General features: G+C 43.6%; 16 protein-coding genes. 12 read left to right on the top strand and 4 right to left on the bottom strand.

The annotated features are described in order from the left end of the window. Positions 1-63 precede the first annotated feature (63 nt). A complete protein-coding gene (locus ACFQ0V_RS03625) occupies positions 64-2,445 on the bottom strand; it encodes a Lon protease family protein (protein WP_381009793.1) in 2,382 nt (793 codons plus the stop codon). Between the two features lie 97 nt (positions 2,446-2,542). Further along, a complete protein-coding gene (locus tag ACFQ0V_RS03620; RefSeq protein ID WP_381009790.1) occupies positions 2,543-3,895 on the bottom strand; it encodes an MATE family efflux transporter in 1,353 nt (450 codons plus the stop codon). A gap of 101 nt (positions 3,896-3,996) precedes the next feature. Here ACFQ0V_RS03620 and ACFQ0V_RS03615 point away from each other — a divergent pair, with 101 nt between their 5' ends. After that, on the top strand, positions 3,997-4,821 hold the full coding sequence (locus ACFQ0V_RS03615; protein WP_381009788.1) for a MerR family transcriptional regulator: 825 nt from the start codon (positions 3,997-3,999) through the stop codon (positions 4,819-4,821). A 4-nt stretch (positions 4,822-4,825) separates the two neighbouring features. Here the strand turns inward: ACFQ0V_RS03615 and ACFQ0V_RS03610 are convergent, their stop codons facing one another. Together ACFQ0V_RS03610 and ilvA are read right to left on the bottom strand one after the other, a co-directional pair. Then, positions 4,826-5,380 (bottom strand): YkoF family thiamine/hydroxymethylpyrimidine-binding protein, encoded by a 555-nt coding sequence (locus tag ACFQ0V_RS03610; RefSeq protein ID WP_381009785.1) that lies wholly within the window; start codon positions 5,378-5,380, stop codon positions 4,826-4,828. 156 nt (positions 5,381-5,536) lie between these two features. Further along, positions 5,537-6,829, bottom strand: coding sequence for a threonine ammonia-lyase IlvA (ilvA, locus tag ACFQ0V_RS03605; RefSeq protein WP_381009782.1), 1,293 nt, complete (start codon positions 6,827-6,829; stop codon positions 5,537-5,539). Positions 6,830-7,016: 187 nt separating this feature from the next. Between ilvA and ACFQ0V_RS03600 the strand changes: the two genes are divergently transcribed. From ACFQ0V_RS03600 to ACFQ0V_RS03550, 11 genes are all read left to right on the top strand, one after another. Beyond that, the gene (locus ACFQ0V_RS03600; protein WP_381009779.1) at positions 7,017-8,891 is read left to right on the top strand and encodes an ABC-F family ATP-binding cassette domain-containing protein; all 1,875 of its coding nucleotides are present in this window, start codon (positions 7,017-7,019) and stop codon (positions 8,889-8,891) included. Positions 8,892-8,903: 12 nt separating this feature from the next. Then, complete coding sequence (locus tag ACFQ0V_RS03595; protein ID WP_381009777.1) at positions 8,904-10,019, top strand: virulence factor; 1,116 nt, start codon at positions 8,904-8,906, stop codon at positions 10,017-10,019. A gap of 56 nt (positions 10,020-10,075) precedes the next feature. Then, complete coding sequence (locus ACFQ0V_RS03590; RefSeq protein WP_381009804.1) at positions 10,076-10,510, top strand: BrxA/BrxB family bacilliredoxin; 435 nt, start codon at positions 10,076-10,078, stop codon at positions 10,508-10,510. Positions 10,511-10,548: 38 nt separating this feature from the next. Then, positions 10,549-11,280: a class I SAM-dependent methyltransferase gene (locus ACFQ0V_RS03585; protein ID WP_381009774.1), complete on the top strand. Its 732-nt coding sequence runs from the start codon at positions 10,549-10,551 to the stop codon at positions 11,278-11,280. A 354-nt stretch (positions 11,281-11,634) separates the two neighbouring features. Further along, complete coding sequence (locus ACFQ0V_RS03580) at positions 11,635-12,198, top strand: YpjP family protein (RefSeq protein ID WP_381009771.1); 564 nt, start codon at positions 11,635-11,637, stop codon at positions 12,196-12,198. 183 nt (positions 12,199-12,381) lie between these two features. Beyond that, entirely contained in the window at positions 12,382-13,323 is a 942-nt protein-coding gene (locus ACFQ0V_RS03575; RefSeq protein WP_381009768.1) for a thymidylate synthase, read from the top strand. 11 nt (positions 13,324-13,334) lie between these two features. Next, positions 13,335-13,829, top strand: a complete 495-nt coding sequence (locus tag ACFQ0V_RS03570; RefSeq protein WP_381009766.1) for a dihydrofolate reductase — start codon at positions 13,335-13,337, stop codon at positions 13,827-13,829. Continuing rightward, positions 13,826-14,557: a lysophospholipid acyltransferase family protein gene (locus ACFQ0V_RS03565; protein WP_381009763.1), complete on the top strand. Its 732-nt coding sequence runs from the start codon at positions 13,826-13,828 to the stop codon at positions 14,555-14,557. Before ACFQ0V_RS03570 ends, ACFQ0V_RS03565 begins: the two co-directional genes overlap by 4 nt. An 11-nt stretch (positions 14,558-14,568) precedes the next feature. Then, positions 14,569-15,411: a DegV family protein gene (locus tag ACFQ0V_RS03560; RefSeq protein ID WP_381009760.1), complete on the top strand. Its 843-nt coding sequence runs from the start codon at positions 14,569-14,571 to the stop codon at positions 15,409-15,411. 5 nt (positions 15,412-15,416) lie between these two features. Next, the gene (locus ACFQ0V_RS03555; protein WP_381009757.1) at positions 15,417-16,211 is read left to right on the top strand and encodes a GDSL-type esterase/lipase family protein; all 795 of its coding nucleotides are present in this window, start codon (positions 15,417-15,419) and stop codon (positions 16,209-16,211) included. Beyond that, positions 16,204-16,791 (top strand): YpmS family protein, encoded by a 588-nt coding sequence (locus ACFQ0V_RS03550; RefSeq protein ID WP_381009754.1) that lies wholly within the window; start codon positions 16,204-16,206, stop codon positions 16,789-16,791. The genes ACFQ0V_RS03555 and ACFQ0V_RS03550 overlap by 8 nt, the downstream gene beginning before the upstream one ends. Position 16,792 lies beyond the last annotated feature (1 nt).

Genomic DNA, 16,792 nt, shown 5'->3' with positions numbered 1-16,792 from the left:
ACTCATTGGTGCTATTCGCACCTTCACATTCCTTGAGGATGGGAGACTTCTTTCGGAAAGACGTTAAAAGTTTTTTCTAGCGAATGATGCGAATTTTTTCAAATTTTTGTGCGCGAGATCATAAATGGAATTAGGTTCAAAAGAACTGTCTTCATTTAGACCAGCGGGAACTCCTGTTAATATTTCGATGCCTTGTGCAATCGTTTCAATCGCATAAATATGGAACTTTCCAGCGGACACCGCCTCGATCACTCGGTCATTTAACATAAGTTGTCGCACGTTCGCTTTCGGAATGAGTACGCCTTGTTCTCCGGTCAGTCCTTGTTTTTCACAAATGGCGAAGAAACCTTCAATTTTTTCGTTGACGCCTCCGATCGGTTGCACTTCTCCTTTTTGGTTGACGGAACCTGTTACAGCGAGTCCTTGTTTAATCGGCACATTCGCTAAGCTCGAAAGGAGGGCGTACAATTCGGTGCTCGATGCACTGTCTCCATCGACACCGCTGTACGATTGTTCGAATGCGAGATGAGCGGTTAAGGAGAGCGGGAATTGTTGCGCGAATATTTGTCCGATATATCCGCTTAAAATGTATACCCCTTTATTGTGGAAGCTTCCCGATAATTCACTTTCTCGCTCGATATTGACGATGCCACTTTCGCCGACGAACGTCGTCGCAGTAATGCGAGTCGGTTTTCCGAATTGGTATTGTCCGAGGTTGAGAACGGCGAGTCCATTCACTTGCCCGACGCTTGCGCCAGACGTTTCGATTAAAATCGTATCGTCAATAATATTTTGTTGTACTTTTTCTTCGTATAAATTGTTGCGGTATTGTTTTTCGTCGATCGTTTTTTGAATGTGAGACGCGTGAATGGTCGTTGCTTCTTCCAGTCTCGCCCACGTATCCGCTTCGTAAAGCAATTCGACGAGTTCGTTAAAGCGCGTCGACAATTTCGTCTGTTCGTCAGCGAGTCGCATACTATATTCGATAATGCGTGCGACGGCATCTCGGTGAAAAGGAAGCAAGTTGTGCTCTGTCGCATGCGTATGAATGAAACGGACGAGGCTCATTATATTTTGTTCAGAAGCGTCCATCTCCACGTCGAAATCGACTTTTATTTTAAACAGCTTTCGGAAATCTTCATCATAATGGTAAAGCATTTGGTACGTGTCGACATTGCCGATTAAAATGACTTTCACATCGAGAGGGAGCGCTTCGGGTTGGAGTGATGTCGTTGCGACTAAACTCGCATGTTCCGCGATATTTTCTATTTTCAATTCTTTATGGAGAAGGGCGCGTTTCAATCCTTCCCATGCGTAACTTTTCGTCAATAAGTCGCGCGCTTGAATAATTAAATAGCCACCGTTCGCCTCATGCAAAAATCCTGGTTTTATTTTAGTGAAGTTCGTGCTCATGACCCCCATGCGGCTTTCATATTCGACTTTCCCGATCAAATTGTAATACGTCGGGTTGTCCGCGATGATGACGGGTGCTCCGTTCGTTTCTTCGTGATGGACGAGGACGTTCACTTCGTATTTTCTAAACAATGTGCCCGACTCGCTTAATGCTTTTGCCATTTCTTCTTGTGTTTCTTCGTCGCTTTGTAAAAAGTGGTCGATATTTTTTAAAATATCTTCTTTCACTTCTTGTACGTATTGCAAAATGCTCGGACATTGTTCGAATTGTTCATTTAATTTTTCGAGATGGTGTCCTGCGGCATGTAAGGCGACTTGGCGGTCAAGTGCGTCGAGTTGTTCGTTTAACTTGTCATCGAGTGCGCGAATTTCGTTCATGTAAATGGATAGTTTTTGTTGAAGTCTCGCACTGTTTTTTTCCATCTCTTCAATTGTTTCGTCGTCTAGCAATTCCAAGCCTTCTTCCGTCAACGGTTCGCCGTCGATGATCGGAATGGTGACGATGCCCGCTGCTGTCGGTTGAATGATAAATCCTTCTTCTTGCGCCATTTCATTCATTTTTTCAGCGATTGCTGTACTCGCATAATGAAATTGTTCCGTCAGTTCTTTTTTCTCCGTTAAATAACTTTCTTCATTAAATGCGCGGGGGATGTCTGTCTTTAAGTTTTTAATTAATTGTTCCATACTTTCTGACAATTTCAGTCCGAGTCCGACCGGAAGTTGTAACAATTTCGGTTTGTACTGATCTTTGAAATTGTACACGTAACACCAATCGAATAAAGTCGCTTCCCGCTGTGCGAAATCCTCCACCATAGCGCGAGCGAATGTCGTTTTGCCTGTGCCAGGAAGTCCTGCAATGTAAATGTTATAGCCGTCACGGTTCGCATGTAAGCCAAATTTCATCACATCGACACCGCGTTTTTGTCCGATGATCGTTTGGAGTGTTTCCACTTCTTCAGTCGTTTCGAAAGGGAGCTGTTCAGGCGAAACGGTATGTTTTAATTGTTCAGGTTTTAATTTTAAATCGTTCATGAAATCACCTCTTTAAAATAGTTACTCTCTTCATATTATCCTAATCGCTACCAAAAGGATAAGAAAGACTTAAAAAAAGCGCAGAAGATGATGTCTTCTACGCTTCGGAAATAGGGAGCGCTTTGCCTTTACGCTTGCGATACGTTTTGAAAAGAAGTAAGAGAAGCAATGTGATCCCTTCTGCGACAGGGAAGGCGAGCCAAATAGCATCGGGCCCGAATAGAGTCGGTAAAATCCACAGTCCAGGCAGTAAAAAGACGAGGCTTCGACTCATGATGATGAAAGTAGCGAAGCGGATTTGTTCAATCGATTGATAAAATTCGGCATACACCATATTCACACCTAAAAACAAATACCCGATGAAAAAGAGTACAATGCCTTTTCGAGTAAATGCGGCGATTTCTTCACTTTGAATGGCGAATAAGTCGATAAATAGATTACTCGCTAGTGAGCCGACGAGGAAAGAAAATAGCCCGATACCGAATCCTGTTAAAACAGCAATTTTAACGAATGTTTGGAGTCGGTCGAATAATTTCGCCCCGTGGTGGTAGCTCGTAATCGGTTGCAGTGCTGCACCTACTCCGATGAAAATCATAATGAATATCGCATGGACGTAGTTGACGACGGCAAACGCCGTAATGCCGACTTCTCCTGTAAAATGTTTGAACGACATATTCGTTGCGACAATCATAATCGCTGCACTACCTTCGACGATAAAGCTCGGTAAGCCGATCAAGAGCATCGATTTCACTGTCTGCCATTCGAGTCGCCATGTGACGAACTTTAAATGATTGTTCGATTTGCGGAAGTGGAGTAGCAAGACGAGTGTGCCGATAATCGTCGCAATGACAGTCGCCCACGCTGCACCTTTCACTCCCCAACCGAATTGGAAAATGAAAATATAGTTTAAAATAATATTCAAAATCGAATTGACGACGAGACCTGCAGTAGCAAGTACTGGATTGCCGTCATTTCGAATGAAAATGCTTAAAATATTTTCCAAAATATAAATGAGTCCCGCCACTAAAATGACGTGTAAGTAGTCGCGAACGAATGGATAAATTTCATCTGTTGCCCCGAAAAAGTACGCCATTTGTTTTTCGAAAATTAAGCTGAAAACGATGATCGCACTCGTGAGGAGCACAGCGGTCGTCATCGCTTGGCTGAAAATGGAATGTGCACGCTCCTGTTCACCTCGGCCCATTGCGATAGAGAACATCGTCGCTCCCCCCATGCCAATCCATAAAGAAATCGATAATAAAATCGAATAGACAGGAACGGCGACGTTCACTCCGGCTAGTGCGCGTTCACCAACTCCGTGACTGACGAAAAGTCCGTCAATTAAAATATTAATCGCCATTAACATCATGCCGAGTAATGACGGAATTAAATAAGATAAAAAGAGTCGCGACGGCTTTGTCGTACGAAGCTTCATCGTCGTTGTTGTCATGTTGATCACCCTCAAACTGAATCGAATTGTTCATTGAACTTTCTTCATGTTAAACGATATAGTTACTATATAGTCAAGCAAATGATGTAGGAGAGATGTAAATGAAGGATACAGGGCAGTTTTTTACGACAGGGGAATTTGCGAAAGCGTGTGGTGTATCGAAGCAGACGATCATTTACTATGACAAAATCGGTTTGTTACAGCCCGATTTTATCGAAAGAAATCGCTATCGGTACTATTCGGTTCACCAATTAGAACGTTTTGCGGTCATCGATCTATTGAAGCGACTCGATACACCTTTAAAAGAAATTAAACAATTTTTGAATGAGAAAGAGTTAGACGAAGCGGTTCGTCTACTGGAAGAAAAAGAACAAGTCGTCTTTCGAAAAATGGAAGAATTGCGTGAGTTGCAGCGCATTATTCACACGAAACGTTCACTCATTCAAGAAGCTGGGCAAGTAGTGGAGGAAGTTTTTTTAGAAGAGATGGAAGAAGAATGTTTAATTATTAGCGAACCGATCACCGCTACTTCAGAAAAAGAAATATCCGAACAAATTCAACAGTTCGCACAATATTTCGTTCACAATGAGCGAGATGCAGGATATCCGATGAGTCGATTTTTTTCGAAAGCGCAGTTCGAGGAAGGAGATTATTTAACAGGTGGACATTTCTACATTCGAGTAGAAGAACCAAAGACGACAAATTCAGTTACGAAAGAAGCGGGGTTATATGCGTGTACGTATCATGTTGGGGAGTATAACGCAGTGACAGAAGCGTATGAGCGCATTAAGCAATGGATGACAGAAGAGCAGTATACGGTAGTAGGGCCAGTGTATGAACAATATATGCTCGATGAAATTATTTCGAGCAATACGGAGCAATATGTGACGAAAATGATGGTGCGCGTCATGAAAAAAGAGCAGTGAATGATCACTGCTCTTTGAAGTGAGCGGGATTGTTGACGCTCATCGTCACTTGTAAAAAAGTATGTGATTTTGCGCGGAGTAAAGCTTGTTTATAATAGCGTAGGACGTCTGACAACTCACCGTGAATTCCGGCGCTACCATGCATCTCGGCCTTTACAAGACCTGCATGATGAGCATGTAACACTTCATCCATCACCGTATCGATATAGCGATCGACACCGAGTGGGAAAATGTAAAATTGACTCGATACGTAATGACGGCACTTCGGCAAGACGACTTTTTGTGGAACGGTTTTAATTTTTTCAAAAGTCGGACAATTGACCATAAACATACCAGACACCGCAAAATGAACACCTGTACGCGCTACGCTTGCAGTGAGTGCTTCTAACGCTCCGAATACACTGTCGATTTTGCCGGTCATTAATGTACTGACATCATCCGTTTCTAAATCTACATTGAACGGCTTAATTTCTTCTAAATGATTTAAAATAATTTCAGCATAATCGTCCGCCATCGGATAAAGCGAAAAGCGGACTTGTACATCAACATCAGTAAACATACGATATCGATTCCTTTCATAGCCTTTTTAATAGTGTACATGAAACTAGTTGAAAAGTATTAAAATATGCTTATGATCCGTGACTTTTATAAGGGAAATTAAAGTTTTTAATAAATAAAAAGCAAATCATCAGACGCGATGATTTGCTTTTTCGTATTAAATGAGTAGGCCGAATAGTGAGCTATCTTTATTCACTTCTTTATAAGGGAAGCCGTTATCTTTCATCCGTTGAATTAAACTTTCGTAGTCTTCCCGACGTTTAATTTCGATGCCGACGAGACCAGGGCCGTTTTCTTTATTGTTTTTCTTCGTATATTCGAAAGTCGTAATGTCATCGTCTGGACCGAGCACTTCGTCGAGGAATTGGCGTAACGCTCCCGCACGTTGTGGGAAGTCGATGATGAAGTAATAAAGTAAGCCTTCATATAAGAGGGACTTCTCTTTAATTTCTTGCATGCGGCCGATGTCGTTATTTCCACCAGATACAACACAGACGACAGATTTTCCTTTAATTTTATCTTTATAAAAATCGAGAGCGGCAATCGGTAATGCTCCTGCTGGTTCGGCGATGATCGCATGCTCGTTATACATTGTTAAAATCGATGTACATACTTTCCCTTCTGGAACGACGATAATATCATCGACCGATTGCGCAATCACTTGATGCGTCATCGTTCCCACACATTGAACCGCAGCTCCGTCGACGAATTTATCGATTTGTGGTAAGTTGACCGGTCCGCCGTGTGCGAGCGCTGCTTTCATGCTTGCCGCTCCTGCTGGCTCAACGCCGATAATTTTTGTTTGAGGAGAGACGTTTTTAATGTATGTTGATAAACCAGCGACTAATCCACCACCACCGACACTTGCGAAAATAAAGTCGAGCGGCTCGTCGATATCGTTCATCACTTCGACCGCTACTGTACCTTGTCCAGCAATAATGTCAGGATCGTCAAATGGATGGATGAAAATTTGTCCGTGTTCTTCTGAGTACGCCATCGCTTCTTTCGATGATTCGTCAAACGTATCGCCGACGAGAATAATTTCAACGAATTGGCGACCGAACATTTTCACTTGGTTGATTTTTTGTTTCGGTGTCGTTTGGGGCATGAAGATTTTACCTTCGATTTCAAGGTGCGCACATGCGTAGGCGACTCCTTGTGCGTGGTTGCCAGCACTCGCGCAGACGACGCCATATTTGCGAGCATCATTTTCAATGCGTTTAATTTTGTAATACGCGCCACGCAATTTGAAAGAGCGCACATGTTGTAAGTCTTCACGTTTAATGTAGATATTACAATCATACTGTTCCGAAAGCCGTTCGTTTTTTTGTAACGGTGTATGGCTGACGATATCTTTCAGTAGCTGATTGGCGATGAGTACGTCTTCTAATTGTAGCGGTGTTTTCTTCGCTACGTCTTCTGTTTCTTTGTTGGTTACTGAGTTCGTCATTGATAAAACCTCCATTGGATATGTAAAGATTACATAATAATAACATGAAAACCGAAGAATTGAAACGAACTTATCTAAATTGTCCGTCAATTTACAAAGTTGTGACGAAAGGAGTGAGAAAGTTTTTTGGCGAAAAGCGCTTTTTTCGTGTACGATAGAACGGACAATGAGTGAAGGAAGTGGCAAGATGAAACAGTTTCAAGTGTTACAACTGACAAAAACAATCGGGGAAAAAACATTATTTGAAAATATACAATTTACCATTCATTCGGGAGAGAAAATCGGAATCGTCGGTCAAAACGGGACAGGTAAAACGACATTACTTTCGGTATTGGCGAATGAAGTGATCGCGGACGAGTATGAAAAGAAACATCCGAACGATTATACGATTCGTCTATTAACACAAGAAGACCGTCTCGATTTAGATTTGACGATCATTGAGACTTTGTTCCAAAGCGATACGCCACTCATGCGTTTAAACTATGAATACGAACAAGTGACGCGCCAATTGAGCGAACATCCGACAGATGAAAAAATTCAACAGCGCTTTGCGGACGTTCAAGCAGAGATGGATGCGCAAGGAGCTTGGGATATGAATACGCAAGCAAGGACGATTTTATCGAAGCTTCATATGTTAGAGCCTGCGAAACGAGTGCGCGACTGTTCGGGCGGAGAGCGTAAACGGGTCGCGCTTGCGAAAGTGTTACTTGAAGAAAGTGATTTATTGTTGCTTGATGAGCCGACGAACCATTTAGATATCGATTCGATTGAATGGTTGCAAACGTATTTACAACAGACGAAGCGGGCTGTCCTCTTCATTACACACGACCGTTACTTTTTAGATGAAGTGGCGACGAAAATTTACGAGCTCGACCAAGGGAAATTGTATGAATACGAGGGGAACTATGCGGATTTTGTGACACAAAAATCAGAGCGAGAACAGCTTGCTGAACAGACCGCTGCGAAACAACAAAACCGTTATCGCAATGAATTGAAATGGGTCATGCGTGGTGCGAAGGCACGATCTACGAAACAAAAAGCGCGCTTACAACGCTTCGATATTTTGAAAGATGATGTGTTGACGAAAACGCGGGAAACTGAACTTGAAATGGCGGTCGCTTCGACACGTCTCGGAAAACAAGTGATTGAAATTGAGTCGATTGCGAAATCATTCGGCGAACGTCAACTCATTGAAGACTTTTCAGCGCTTGTCAAACGGACAGATCGCATTGCGATTGTCGGACCGAACGGAGCGGGAAAATCGACTTTACTTAAAATGATCGCGGGAGAAGAACAGCCTAATCAAGGAACGATCACGATCGGTCAAACGGTGAAAATGGCGCATTTCCATCAACATATTCCGAATATGGATACAGATGAGCGCGTCATCAATTACATTCGAGAAGTGTCGAACTCGATTCAAACAGCTTCAGGAGAACGTTTGTCAGCGACGCAAATGCTTGAACGATTTTTATTCCCGAGCCACGTTCACGGTACGCCGATTCGCAAATTATCCGGCGGTGAAAAGAAGCGACTCTTTTTACTACGCTTATTAATGGAAGAACCGAACGTTTTATTACTCGATGAGCCGACGAACGATCTCGATATCGAAACGTTAACAGTACTCGAATCCTTTTTAGATACATTTGGCGGTGTCGTCATCGTCATCTCCCACGACCGCTACTTTTTGGACCGAACGTGTACGACACTTTGGGCATTAGATGGCAAAGGGAAAGTCGACAGTTATTACGGTTTGTACAGCGAATATTTAGCGGAGCCTGAAGAGGTTGCGGAAGTCGTCAAAGAAACGAAGCAAGAAGAACGTCCGAAAGAGCGCAAGAAAAAAATGAGCTACAATGAAAAGCGCGAATGGGAAACGATCGAGGACGACTTGATGCAGCTGGAAGAAGAAATCGAACAGTTAAACGGTCAAATGGAAGAAGCGGGAAGCGATTATGAACAAATTGCGAAGTTAACCGAGCAATTAAATGAAAAAAATGAAGCGCTTGATGTATTATTAGAGCGATGGGAGTATTTAGAACAGCTCGCAAATGAACAGTAGGAGAGGATATACGTGAACATTATAACGATTGAACCAACGCCGAGTCCGAACTCGATGAAAATCGTCGTGGATGAACGATTACGAGATGGGGAGCGTTACAATTATCGAAAAGATGACAGTGCACCATCTCCTTATAAAGAATTGCTCGCCCTTCACGGTGTGCGCGGTATTTACCGCATTGAAGATTTCATGGCCGTCGAACGAATCGCCAACGTTCCGTGGGAAGCGATTTTAAAAGAGATTCGCGGTGTATTAGAAGGCGGCGAACAGTCATCAACGGAAGCAGAAGTGGTCGAGGATGAACATTTCGGTGAAGTGTACGTCCACGTGCAAACATATAAAGATATTCCGATTCAAGTGAAAGTGTTCGACACGATGGAAGAGAAGCGTTTCGCGTTAGGCGAGCGTTTCATCAAAGCGATGGAAAGCGTGCATAGTACGGAAGCGGAAAACTACATTTTATTACGAAAGTGGGCAGATTACGGCATCCGTTACGGAGAAAAAGACGAAATTGGAGAAGCGATCATCGCTGAAATTGAAGCGGCTTACCCAGAAGAGCGTCTCGAAGCGATCATCGAAGCGGATCAACGTGGCGAAGAAGAGCAACAGCGTCAAACAGAACGCGTCACATTAGAACAGTTTTCAAATGAAGCGTGGGAAGTTCGTTTCCAATTGCTTGATCAAATCGGAGAGCCTGATGTAGAAGACTTGCCTGTTTTACATGCGGCATTGGACGATGAAAAAATGTCGATTCGCCGACTCGCAACAGCTTACTTAGGGATGATTGAAGATGAGCGTGTCGTACCACTCGTCGAAAAAGCGTTGCATGACAAAAGTTGGGCGGTGCGTCGTACGGCGGGAGACTGTATGAGTGACCTCGGTTTCCAAGCGTTTGAAGACGCTGCGATTCGCGCACTCGGAGATAAAAATAAGCTCGTTCGTTGGCGCGCGGCGATGTACTTGTATGAGACGGGTACAGAACGCGCACTTCCTGCATTGCGTGCAGTAGAGGAAGATCCAGAATTCGAAGTGAAATTGCAAATTAAATTAGCGATTCAACGGATCGAAGGCGGAGAAGAAGCGCGCGGTTCGATTTGGAAACAAATGACCGAGCAATTCGACGCTTAAACGTGCTATACTGAAAGCGAAAAAATGAAGAATAAAGGGGTTTTGGAACGATGGATATGAACGCATATGAACGACATATGATGGAAATGACGCGCGGTATGCGTCAAGAGCTCGTCAATGAAGGGTTCCGTGAATTGACGACAGCAGAAGAAGTAAATGAAGTGATGGACGGGATGGAAGGAACAGCACTCGTCGTCATCAACTCAGTTTGTGGTTGTGCGGCAGGTCTCGCACGTCCCGCAGTGCGTGAAGCATTGAATAAAGCGGAAAAGAAACCGACACATTTATGGACGGTATTCGCAGGGCAAGACCGCGAAGCGACAGAAGCGATGCGTGAATACTTCACAGAAGTCCCACCATCAAGCCCGTCAATCGCTCTTTTAAAAGACGGAAAACTCGCGTATTTCATTCCACGTGAGCAGATCGAAAATTACGAAATGGAACAAATCGAGACACATTTATCCGATGTGCTCGCACAATTTGTTGAATGATTGTCACTACATCAGGGCGCGCATCTGAAGCTACAAAGATGCGTGCCCAATCTTTTGCAGAAAAGTATCACATTCGCTACGAACCGCGTAAGAAACGTTCCATTATGCAACTGTATCACGAAGCGACGCGCATTCTCGTGTTCGGTGCAGAACGGGATGAACTGTTTACAGAAGGTTCGGTGGAGCCGTTTTTCTTTCATCCGAACATGGCGCTCATTCGCTATAAACGACTGTTAAAAGGTGATCGAGATCCGCTCCTTGAAATCGGTTCGATTCAACCGGGCGACTCTGTGCTCGATTGCACGCTCGGACGAGGAGCGGATAGTATCATTTTGTCGTATGGTGTCGGTTCGGAAGGCTCGGTGACCGCGCTCGAAAAACAGTTCGACATTCATTACATTACAGCGACAGGACTTGCGCGTTACAATGAAGCGGACCCAGCATTTTGTGAGGCGATGCGCCGCATTCAGACGCATTGCACAGATGCGTATACGTACTTGCAAGACCAACGAGACGCATCGGTCGATCACATTTATCTCGATCCGCTATTCGACGCTGTCATCGAAGAATCGACACCGTTCGAAAATTTGCGTACGAAAGCGTCACGGGATGAGTTGACGGCAGAGTGGGTCGAGGAAGCGAAGCGTGTAGCGAAAAAATCAATCATTTTAAAAGGGCATTACACGTCGCCGTTATTTGAGCGATTTGGATTTGAGCGTGAAGTTCGCAAGACGAGTAAATTTCATTACGGTGTCATTCGGTTAGGATGACGTACGTATAAAAAATAAGCTACCTCTGTTCGCCTTGGAACGGAAGTAGCTTATTTTTAATCTGGAATCCTTTTTAGTTGCGCAAAGGAAAGATTAATGTGTAAAATTGAGTGAAGATAAATAAAGAGTAAGTACGAGCATTGCGATACCAACGAATAATTCGATATTCATGAAGAAACCCTCCTTTACTTTCATACATTCATTTTAAAGAGACGATCTGTCTGCTTCACAGTATACCATGAATTTTCAGTCGCTCGCTACTGTTCCAAAGGAAAATGAGGGAGAAATCGTGAACATCGTGAAACTTTATCCAAAATCGTCCGTCTATAATAGAAAGGAAAGGAGTTGGACCGGATGAAACATTGGTTGAGACAACTATTAATTGGAACCGTTGCCATTTTTACATTAGGCGTCATTTCACCCAGTCATGAAATTTGGGCGAACGTCGATGAAAAGTCAGAGCCGTTTAGCGACTCCGCAGCGGAAGTAAGTGGAGAAAACTATCAAGTCGAATGGCAAAGTGAGCATGAAGCGCCAAGCATTGACGATTTATATGCGCAAGCGAAAACCGTCGCCTATACGAAATTTGGCTCAAAAATCGGGCCGAAAATTCAAAATGAATTTGATGATGTCATCTTCCCTGAAATTGAAAAAGTGATCGCTCAAGTTTATGAAGGCAATCGCACACTTGCGGTAACTGAAAATCCGAGCGGGAACTATTCTGAAAAAATGTTCAATGTATACGATGCGCAGTCAGGAGACGAATTGCTATATTTCCACGTGCGCACTGAAAAACGTCCACAAGAAGGGTATTACTACAATTTCCACTATCACGTACAAGAGGATGACTTTGATGAGCATCATACGATCGGTGACATTTACTGGAGTAAAAACACCCCACCTAAATGGTTATCATAAGACGAAAGTGTAAGCTATTTTCTATCAATCGATGGAGAATAGCTTTTTTTCATTCGCATCCATTCTGAACTTAAGTTATAGTGATATAATGCAAAAGAAACCTTTTTAACAAAGGCTGTAGAGAGCGCATCCGGCCATAGTTTGTTATAATAGTTTTTATGGATTTGAAGGAGGTTTCACAACATGCAGCAGTATTTACAACTTTTACATAAAGTGATGGACGAAGGGGTCGAAAAAGGAGATCGTACAGGTACGGGAACGAAAAGTATTTTTGGGTACCAAATGCGCTTCGATTTACAGGAAGGCTTTCCTTTGTTGACGACGAAACGTACCGCTTTTCGCCTCATCGTTTCGGAATTGCTTTGGTTTTTAAAAGGTGATACGAATGTGCGCACACTCATTGAAGAAAACAACCGCATTTGGGATGAGTGGGCGTTTAAAAAGTGGGTGGATAGCGCGGAATACGATGGTCCGGACATGACAGATTTCGGTCGCCGAGCTTTGAAAGACGATGACTTTCGCACGCAATATGAAGAACAATTAGAACTGTTTCGTGCGCGCGTGCTAGAAGATGCCGCATTCGCTGAAAAATACGGAGATCTCGGCCCGGTATACGGCAAGCAATGGCGTTCTTGGGTCGGTCCGAACGGCGAGTCAATCGACCAAATTGCAAACGTCATTGATAGTTTGAAAAATAACCCTGATTCACGCAGACATATTGTAACGGCGTGGAATCCAGCGGAAGTGGACGATATGGCATTGCCTCCTTGTCACAACATGTTCCAGTTTTACGTGGCGGACGGCAAATTGTCGTGTCAACTGTATCAGCGCAGCGCGGACATTTTCTTAGGTGTGCCGTTTAATATCGCATCGTATGCGCTTCTTATGATGCTCATCGCACGCGAAACGGGCTATGAACTAGGAGAATTCGTGCATACGTTAGGGGACGCGCACATTTATTCAAACCATTACGACCAAGTGCGTGAACAATTAGCGCGTGAACCGAGAGCATTGCCAACGGTACGAATCGCACAGAAAGCGTCTATTTTTGATTTACAAACAGCGGACTTTGAATTGCTCGGCTATGATCCACATCCGAGCATTAAAGCACCGATCGCAGTATAGGAGGAGTCAATATGATCGCATTAGTCGTTGCACATGCTCACGATTACGTCATTGGAAAAAACAATGCCATGCCGTGGCATTTGCCGAATGATTTACAACATTTTAAACGCGTGACGCTCGGGCATCCAATCGTCATGGGGCGTAAAACGTTCGAATCGATTGGACGTGCGCTTCCAGGACGCTTAAATATCGTCATTAGCCGCAACGCATCTTACGAAGTACCAGAAGGTGTCGTGCTCGTCGATTCGCTCGAAGCAGGTATTGCACGAGCGCAACGCGAAAGTGACACGGTTATGATTATCGGTGGCGCTCAAATTTATAAAGAGGCGTTACCTTTAGCGGACCGCTTATACGTGACGAAAATTGACGCATCTTTTGAAGGAGATGCCCGTTTCCCTGCATACGATGAAGCGGATTACGACATTATCGAACAGTCAGAAACGTTTCAAAATGATGAAGGTGTGGAATATACATTTTATACGTACGAAAGGAAGAAATCGCAGTGATTCGATCGATGCGAACGTATGGCTACCTTTTCGGGTATTTGCCATTTTCGTTAAAAAAATTAAAGCAAGTACAAGCATTGCCTGAATCGACGTCGATTCAAGAGAAAGATGCTTTCGTCGATGAAGAGCCGATTCATTGGGCGAGCGGTATTTTAAAACGTACGAAAAGTACATTTCAAGTAGAAGGAATCGAGCACTTAATCGATGGCCCGGCATTGCTCATTAGCAATCATGAAGGAAACTTTGACATTCCGACATTGATTGCGAACATTCCGAAGCCGTTCGGATTTATTTCGAAAGCAGAAGTGAAAAAACTTCCTGTCATTCGAGATTGGATGGAAGAGATGAATTGTATTTTTCTTGACCGAACGGACCGCCGCAGTGCGATGCAAGTGTTGAAAGACGCTGCGACAAAATTGCAAGAAGGGCATTCCATTATCATTTTCCCAGAAGGGACGCGCAGCAAAGGAGCGGGCGTGCAAGAGTTCAAATCAGGCTTTGCGAAAGTTGCGCAAGATGCGAATGTGCCGATCATTCCGATTGCTCTTTCTGGCACGAGTGATATTATGGAAAAAAATAAAAACTGGATTAAACCTGCGCATGTGCGAATTTCGATTTTGTCACACATTGAAGCGGAAGAAGTGATGGCGATGAGTCGTAAACAATTGACGGAACATGCGGAGCGGATCATTAAAGAAGAAGTACAACGATTACAACAGCAAAAATGAGGACGTGAAAAGTGAAAATGATTCATATCGTAACTGACTCAACAGCGGAGTTAACAGAAGCAGAACAAAAGGAGTACGGCATCCATGTCGTACCGTTAAATATTTTCATCGATGGCAAGTCGTATGTCGACCGCATCGACTTACAACCAGATGAATTTTTAGATTTAATGCGAACGTCGGAAGAATTGCCGAAAAGCTCGCAACCAGCAGTTGGTGTTTTAAAAGAGCTTTATGACGAGCTCGGAAAAGATGGCGACTCGGTCATTTCCATTCATATGACGGGTGGGATGAGCGGCACGGTAAAAGCGGCGGCACAAGCAGCGAGCATGACGGATACAGATGTGACCGTCATTGATTCCGAATACATTTCATTCGCCCTCGGCTTCCAAGCGAAAGAAGCAGCACTCGCTGCTAAAGCAGGAAAGACCGTGGAAGAAGTCGTCGCAAAAGTAGAAGAAGTAAAGCGCAACACGACATTATTCGTCGTCGTCGATACATTAGACAACATGGTAAAAGGTGGCCGCATCGGAAAAGGAAAAGCGATGCTCGGTTCTTTACTCAATATTAAACCGATCGCTCGACTCGAGGACGGCGTGTACACACCTGTCGGAAAAGCGCGCAGCTACAAACAAGTCGCCTCTCAACTATTCAAAATGTTTGAAGAGGACATTGAAGGGAAGCGCGTAAAAGGAGTCGCGATTCCACATGCGAACGGCCTCAAAATGACGAATCCTTTAAAAGAGAAAATCGACGCATTAAATCTAGGAGTAGAAGTATCTGTAGCGATTACGACACCGATTGTTAGTACGCATACAGGGGAAGGCGCGATTGGATTTATGTATTATACGGAGTGATTGGGATGAAGCGATTAATCGTCGTATTCATAAGTGTGGCGTTTATTTTGATGGGGTGTCAAGAAGAAGGTATACTTGATAAAAAGTATGAACCGGAAGCGATTGAGCATGCACAAGTCGTCGGACTCGGAGATTCTTTAACGCAAGGAGTCGGTGATGAAGAAGATTTAGGTGGTTATTTCGGTCGCGTGACGAAGCGTTTGTCTGAAGTCGAACATGTCGAGCAATTGCATGTCGTCAACTTTGCGAAAAGAGGTCGCACGTCGAAGCAGTTGTTAAAACAATTGAAAGAAAACGAGGAGGTTCGCACGCAATTAAAAGAAGCAGACCTCATCGCTTTCACGATTGGTGGCAACGATATTATGGCGGTCATGAAGCAACATTTGTTTGACTTGACGAAACAGCCTTTCGAAGAAGAAGCGCCGAAATTTAAAAAGAGATTGCACCAAATTTTAAAAGAGTTAGAACAATTAAATCCGAAAGCGACAATCGTTTTAACAGGCATTTACAATCCTGTTAACCTCGTGACGACCGAGGAACTAGAATTTGCTTCGATTATCGAAGAATGGAATGAAGATATGGAAGAAGTGATGGCAGAAAAGCCAGAACATCGCCTCTTCGTTCGCATCGATGATGTGCAATACAGTTCGAACCCGGATGTATATTCAACGGACTATTTTCATCCGAATGCAGAAGGGTACACATTTATTGCAGAAAATTGGTTTCAACAATTATTGCAATGGAATGAACGTCGAGAAGAACCGCTTTTATGGTTGATGGAGGTAAAAGAAGATGAATAAATGGAAAATTGCCTTTTTCGTCTTATTATTCATACTCATCCTAGTCGGGGGCATCATTTATTGGAAAGTATTTGCCGTCAGTGCGAGTGCTCCCATTGAAGAGACGCCTTTAAATATGGAAGAGAAACGAACATTACAAGTACAAACGACTAGAGAAGATTTTGAAGCGATCGCGAATACGTATATGCAACGCGCGATTCCGAAAGATACACCGGTCGATGTCGATTTACGCGTGGAAGATGAAATTATTTTAAGCGGAGAAGTCCCGTTTTTCACTAGTTTGATTCCGGTTAGTTTATACTTTGACCCTGTCCCGACAGAAGAAGGAAATTTAATGCTCAATCAAACGAAGTTGGAAGTCGGTCGCTTAAATGTCTCGCCACGAGCGGTATTAAAAGTGATTCGCGATACGGAATCGTTGCCGAAGTGGATGGAAGTACAACCGAAAGAAGAACGTATTTTTATTAATTTAAATCGCATTCCATTTGCGAACGGTATCGAAGTGCGTGTGAATAACATTGACTTACCGAACGATCACATTCAACTGGACGTAGCAGTTCCAGTAGGAGAGGGGAAATGAT

Origin of the sequence: Savagea faecisuis (genome assembly GCF_042675605.1) — a bacterium.
Taxonomy (GTDB): Bacteria; Bacillota; Bacilli; order Bacillales_A; family Planococcaceae; genus Savagea; species Savagea faecisuis.
This window is presented reverse-complemented; position numbering and strand designations above follow the sequence as displayed.

What these genes read in the sequence shown, in the direction of transcription:
- ACFQ0V_RS03555 (WP_381009757.1), top strand. Translation starts at nt 15,417, where the DNA reads ATGAAGCGATTAATCGTCGTATTCATAAGTGTGGCGTTTATTTTGATG.
- ACFQ0V_RS03610 (WP_381009785.1), bottom strand. Translation starts at nt 5,380, where the DNA reads ATGTTTACTGATGTTGATGTACAAGTCCGCTTTTCGCTTTATCCGATG.
- ACFQ0V_RS03580 (WP_381009771.1), top strand. Translation starts at nt 11,635, where the DNA reads ATGAAACATTGGTTGAGACAACTATTAATTGGAACCGTTGCCATTTTT.
- ACFQ0V_RS03625 (WP_381009793.1), bottom strand. Translation starts at nt 2,445, where the DNA reads ATGAACGATTTAAAATTAAAACCTGAACAATTAAAACATACCGTTTCG.
- ACFQ0V_RS03615 (WP_381009788.1), top strand. Translation starts at nt 3,997, where the DNA reads ATGAAGGATACAGGGCAGTTTTTTACGACAGGGGAATTTGCGAAAGCG.
- ACFQ0V_RS03575 (WP_381009768.1), top strand. Translation starts at nt 12,382, where the DNA reads ATGCAGCAGTATTTACAACTTTTACATAAAGTGATGGACGAAGGGGTC.
- ACFQ0V_RS03585 (WP_381009774.1), top strand. Translation starts at nt 10,549, where the DNA reads ATGCGTGCCCAATCTTTTGCAGAAAAGTATCACATTCGCTACGAACCG.
- ACFQ0V_RS03550 (WP_381009754.1), top strand. Translation starts at nt 16,204, where the DNA reads ATGAATAAATGGAAAATTGCCTTTTTCGTCTTATTATTCATACTCATC.
- ACFQ0V_RS03600 (WP_381009779.1), top strand. Translation starts at nt 7,017, where the DNA reads ATGAAACAGTTTCAAGTGTTACAACTGACAAAAACAATCGGGGAAAAA.
- ACFQ0V_RS03590 (WP_381009804.1), top strand. Translation starts at nt 10,076, where the DNA reads ATGAACGCATATGAACGACATATGATGGAAATGACGCGCGGTATGCGT.
- ACFQ0V_RS03620 (WP_381009790.1), bottom strand. Translation starts at nt 3,895, where the DNA reads ATGACAACAACGACGATGAAGCTTCGTACGACAAAGCCGTCGCGACTC.
- ACFQ0V_RS03570 (WP_381009766.1), top strand. Translation starts at nt 13,335, where the DNA reads ATGATCGCATTAGTCGTTGCACATGCTCACGATTACGTCATTGGAAAA.
- ilvA (WP_381009782.1), bottom strand. Translation starts at nt 6,829, where the DNA reads ATGACGAACTCAGTAACCAACAAAGAAACAGAAGACGTAGCGAAGAAA.